Source organism: Tetragenococcus muriaticus DSM 15685, from assembly GCF_000423785.1.
GTDB classification, from domain to species: domain Bacteria; phylum Bacillota; class Bacilli; order Lactobacillales; family Enterococcaceae; genus Tetragenococcus; species Tetragenococcus muriaticus.
Window position 1 is genome coordinate 1 of sequence record NZ_AUIQ01000087.1, and the last position, 4,467, is coordinate 4,467.

A 4,467-nucleotide genomic window follows, 5' to 3' on the forward strand; every position below is an offset into this window, starting at 1 on the left:
GCGGGTCTAGTTCAGTGCGTTCTTTTTTTCCTTTGAAAGTCCAAAATCAACTTTATTTTTTTGGATTTTCTCTTGACTTATTACCACAAGTCTTTACATTTTTACTTATGCACTTAATTGTTTCTGAGTGCATAATAAAACGCTTTCTAAACAAAGTCAAATTGAATAGTATGAAATTTGGTATGTTTAATGTGGGGTTGAATTAACTACAAAATTACTTTATCATTTACTTGAAAGCGCTCGCTTATACAATTAAAAGGGAGATGAGTTTATTGTCAGGGAAGATTATTTTAGACTGTGATCCAGGTCATGACGATGCAATTGCGATAATTTTGGCATATGGAAGTGCTGAAATAGACCTTCTAGCAATTACTACGGTTGCAGGTAACCAGACGCTTGATAAAGTAACAAATAACGCTAGAGCAGTTAGTACTGTTATAGGTATGACAGATACTCCAATAGCTGCTGGTTCCGAAAAGCCATTAGTACAAGAAATTGAAGTTGCTGGTGAAATTCATGGGGAATCTGGTTTAGATGGGCCTAAGTTACCTAAACCTACTGTACCTTTGTCCGATGTTAATGCGGTTGATTTAATAATTGAAACCGTTATGAATAATCCAAGTGGAACTATTTCTTTAGTAGCTACTGGAAGTTTAACGAATGTTGCTCTAGCGGCCAGAAAAGAACCCAAGATAATTAAGAGGGTAAAAGAAGTAGTTATAATGGGAGGAGGTTACAATACAGGGAATTGGAGTGCTGTAGCTGAGTTTAATATTATAACTGACCCCGAAGCAGCTCATATCGTATTTAATGAAGATTGGAAAGTTACTATGGTGGGGCTCGATTTGACCCATCAAGCTTTAGCTACACAGGATGTTGTAACCAACATTAAAAGTATCAATACAAGTACTTCAAATTTTATAGTAGAACTATTAGAATTCTTTACGGATATGTATAAACAAAATCAAGGGTTTGAAGCACCACCAGTACATGACCCATGTACTGTAGCTTACTTAATAGATCCTTCGGTAGTAACTACATTATCTGTCCCAGTAGATATTGAATTAACTGGCAAACTGACAAGGGGAATGACTGTAGCAGATTTTAGATACCCAATTCCGAAAGAAAATAATACCTTTGTAGCAACAAAATTAAACCATACAAAGTTTTGGGATTTAATTTACGATGCGTTAAGTAATATTGGATAAATTCGATTATATAAAACCTGGCCTGTATTTTTAAGATAGGCCAGGTTTTACCGTGTAACCTAAAATTTGCTTGGCTCATGTCTTTTTATGTCCCCTAGATATGTAGTTGCTGATTTATAAATTATTTTATTGTGTGCAATTATAAAGAGTGCAAAAAATATACTTGGTAAAATAGTGAAGTTATTAAATGTAAACTTTATTTCTAAAAGTAGGCCGCTTTTTTACTTTATAATAAAAAATAGTTGCGTATATTTAAAGTTATAGCGCATACAGAAAGTGCTTACATTTTTTATTGACTTTTTTTTAAACGAGTTGTTACCCTGTACATAGACATGTATGAACATGTTCATACAAAATTAAGTTTTGAGGTGGGTTATGATGAAAGAATTTAGTAAAACAGAAATCATTAAAAAGATTCAACATACTGACGTTAATCCTGATATGACGAGTAAAGATGTTAAAAAAATTTGTGAGGATGCTTTAGAGTATGGGTTTGACGGAGTAATGTTATTACCATGTTGGATTAAAGAAGCTAAAAAGTATCTTGCTGGCACAGATATAAATATTTGTACGGCTTTAGGGTTTCCAATGGGTGGGGCGTTGACTTCCTCAAAAGTTCAAGAAATGAGAGATGTAGTAGAAGCCGGCGCTGATCAAATAGATTTTATGGCTAATATTAGCTTTATTAAAGATGGAAAAGATAAGGAATATCAAAAAGAAATTGAGGAGATTGTCAAAGCAGCTAATGGGAAAGTAACAAAGATCATGCTGGAGTTTGGAATGTTAACCCAAGATGAGAAAGCTAGAGCGGCTGAAGCAGCAATAAACGCAGGTATTACTTACCTTAAAAACTCAAGCGGCTGGGGAAAGGGAGGTCATGCTACTGTTGAAGACATTCAGCTATTAAAAGAGGTTTCAAATGGAAGAGTACCGGTAAAAGCATCAGGTGGTATTCGTGATATGGAAAGAGCTACAGAAATTTTAAACGCTGGAGCAGTTTTACTTGGTACTAGTTCAGGGGTGAAGATTGCTGGCGGAACAGATGAGGCGTTAAGCGATTATTAAAAAAAGTTATTAGTTGTGTGCCTTTAGGCGTTAACAATTTCATTAAGGTCTTCCTAATGATATAGTGTATGTACTTAATCTTTATAAAATTAACATTAAAAAGGATGAGGCTGTTTATGGAATTGTTATTCAAAAAAAATAATAACGACCCCCTACCCATTTATCAACAAGTTGCGCTGAATGGATGATAGATAACATAAAAAGTGGAAATTGGCAAGAAGGGTATCAATTACGTTCTGAGAATTCTTTTGCTACAGAATTAAATATAAGTAGAGGGACTCTTAGAAAAGCGATCGACCGTCTAATCGATAAGGGGTTACTTATCCGCATTCAAGGAAAAGGAACGTATGTAACAGCCAATAAGATATCTTACCCTTTTGCACAAGAATTAATTTCTTTTGCGGAATCTATGGACTTTAAAAGGTACAATTTTACAACAAAGGTAATTGAGAAAAGAGTAATACAATCGTCATCTTTAATCCAAAAATCACTATCTATTGAAGATAACATTTCAGTACTATATTTGAAAAGAGTACGTTTTATTGAAAATGAACCGGCTATTTTTTTTGAAAATTGGATTCCCTTACAATATTGTCCGACAATTGAAGAAGAGGATTTTGAAAAAGTAAGCGTTTTTGATGCTATTGAAAAACACGCTAATTCAAGGATTTCACATGGCGTAAGGAAATTCACAGCAGTTTCTTTAACCCATGAAGAAGCTATATTGTTAGACCTGAGGGAAAATGAACCAGTTTTATGTATTACTCAATATACATTTAACGAACAAAAAACGCCTTTGGAACAGTCGAGAGTTCTATTGAGGACAGATAAATATGAAATCACTTCAGTTCTTACTAGATGAATTGTGGGATTTGGCAAATTTGAAAGCGATTTTAGGAGGGTGGAGTGTTTTGAATAAAAGAATCCTTTCTATCGGAAGTTACAATGCAGGGTTGACCTGTAAAACTAGCAGAGTGCCTTCATGGGGAGAAACAATAATTGGAAGCGATTTTTCTGAAAGTTATGGAGGAAAAGGATCAAATCAAGCTGTTGCTTCAGCTAACCTTGGTGGCGATACAACTTTTATCGGCTGCTTGGGGAATGATAGTTACGCTACAGATGGAATTAGAATGTTGAATAATTACGGTGTTGATACTTCACACGTAAAATATTCTTTTGATAAGAATACAGGCGTTGGTATTATTTTGCTTAATGATGCGAATGACAATTGTATTATTGTGGATCCTGGAGCCAATAGTGAACTAAAACCAGAAGATATGGTAAATCTAGAGTCAGTGATTTCAGATGCTGGTATTGTTATTTTTCAATTAGAAATACCTCTAGATACTGTAGGAATGGGGATGGAAATTGCTCAACGTTTAGACAAAAAGGTGATCTTAGATCCTGCTCCTGCTAATAAACAAGCAATTAAATTATTACGAAATGCAACTATTGTAACTCCTAATGAAACAGAACTATTATTGTTGAATGGTAAGTCTACTGTTTTGGATTTATCACATGATGAGTGTAAAATTTTAGCACAAAACTTGCTTAACGAGGGGCCTGAAGCAGTTGTAGTTACACGTGGAGAAAAGGGCTGTTTTGTTGTTACTAAAGATAGTGTCGAAACTGTTCCGTCTTTGTCAGCCGAGGTAGTTGATACTACAGGGGCAGGTGACGTTTTTACAGGCGCGTTAGCAGTAGCATTGGCAGAGAACGAAAGTCTAGTTGAAGCTACAAAATTTGCTAACATAGCTGGATCGTATGCAGTAACAAAGTATGAAGTTATTCCCGGGATACCAACCAGAGAAGATATGTGTGAGCTATATCACTTAAGGGACCGTTAAATGGTGTATTATTTGTATAGTTTTAAATGAAAGATAAGCATAGTGGTAAAGAGTCAAGATAAAAAATGAATTTATTGTTACTCTACCACTAAAAAATAGGCGCACTGAACTAGGCCTATGCAAATCAAGCGTTTTCATAGGCTGTTTCCCTAGCAATGCGCAAATAACTTTTTCGTTATTTTTCTATCACGCTCCTAGGTGGCGTATAGAGTTGGTGGTTCCGTAGTAGCGTATCCACCAAGCGCACAAATTTTCTTGCAGTTAAAACGAGGGCTCTTTTGTGTTGATGTTTCGGTGTTTCTTGATACTTTTTACGATAAAAGGCTTGATATTCGGGCAAATGCCGA

At 35.2% G+C, this 4,467-nt stretch carries 4 protein-coding genes and 1 pseudogene; 4 read left to right on the top strand and 1 reads right to left on the bottom strand.

The window, feature by feature from the left end; all coding sequences use genetic code 11:
- Positions 1-263: 263 nt before the first annotated feature.
- The 4 genes from uriH (at position 264) to G577_RS0110020 (ending at position 4,120) form a co-directional block, all read left to right on the top strand.
- Positions 264-1,208: a uridine-preferring nucleoside hydrolase UriH gene (gene uriH, locus G577_RS0110005; RefSeq protein ID WP_197052292.1), complete on the top strand. Its 945-nt coding sequence runs from the start codon at positions 264-266 to the stop codon at positions 1,206-1,208.
- 378 nt (positions 1,209-1,586) lie between these two features.
- Positions 1,587-2,273 carry a deoxyribose-phosphate aldolase gene (gene deoC, locus G577_RS0110010; RefSeq protein ID WP_028791047.1) on the top strand — a complete coding sequence of 229 codons (687 nt, stop codon included), beginning with the start codon at positions 1,587-1,589 and terminating at the stop codon, positions 2,271-2,273.
- Positions 2,274-2,457: 184 nt separating this feature from the next.
- Positions 2,458-3,135 carry a GntR family transcriptional regulator gene (locus G577_RS0110015; protein ID WP_028791048.1) on the top strand — a complete coding sequence of 226 codons (678 nt, stop codon included), beginning with the start codon at positions 2,458-2,460 and terminating at the stop codon, positions 3,133-3,135.
- A gap of 49 nt (positions 3,136-3,184) precedes the next feature.
- Positions 3,185-4,120 carry a ribokinase gene (locus G577_RS0110020; protein WP_038027755.1) on the top strand — a complete coding sequence of 312 codons (936 nt, stop codon included), beginning with the start codon at positions 3,185-3,187 and terminating at the stop codon, positions 4,118-4,120.
- Between the two features lie 175 nt (positions 4,121-4,295).
- Here G577_RS0110020 and G577_RS12095 read toward each other — a convergent pair.
- A pseudogene (locus tag G577_RS12095) lies at positions 4,296-4,467 on the bottom strand (IS110 family transposase); the annotation flags it as partial.

What these genes read in the sequence shown, in the direction of transcription:
- uriH (WP_197052292.1), top strand. Translation starts at nt 264, where the DNA reads ATGAGTTTATTGTCAGGGAAGATTATTTTAGACTGTGATCCAGGTCAT.
- deoC (WP_028791047.1), top strand. Translation starts at nt 1,587, where the DNA reads ATGAAAGAATTTAGTAAAACAGAAATCATTAAAAAGATTCAACATACT.
- G577_RS0110015 (WP_028791048.1), top strand. Translation starts at nt 2,458, where the DNA reads ATGATAGATAACATAAAAAGTGGAAATTGGCAAGAAGGGTATCAATTA.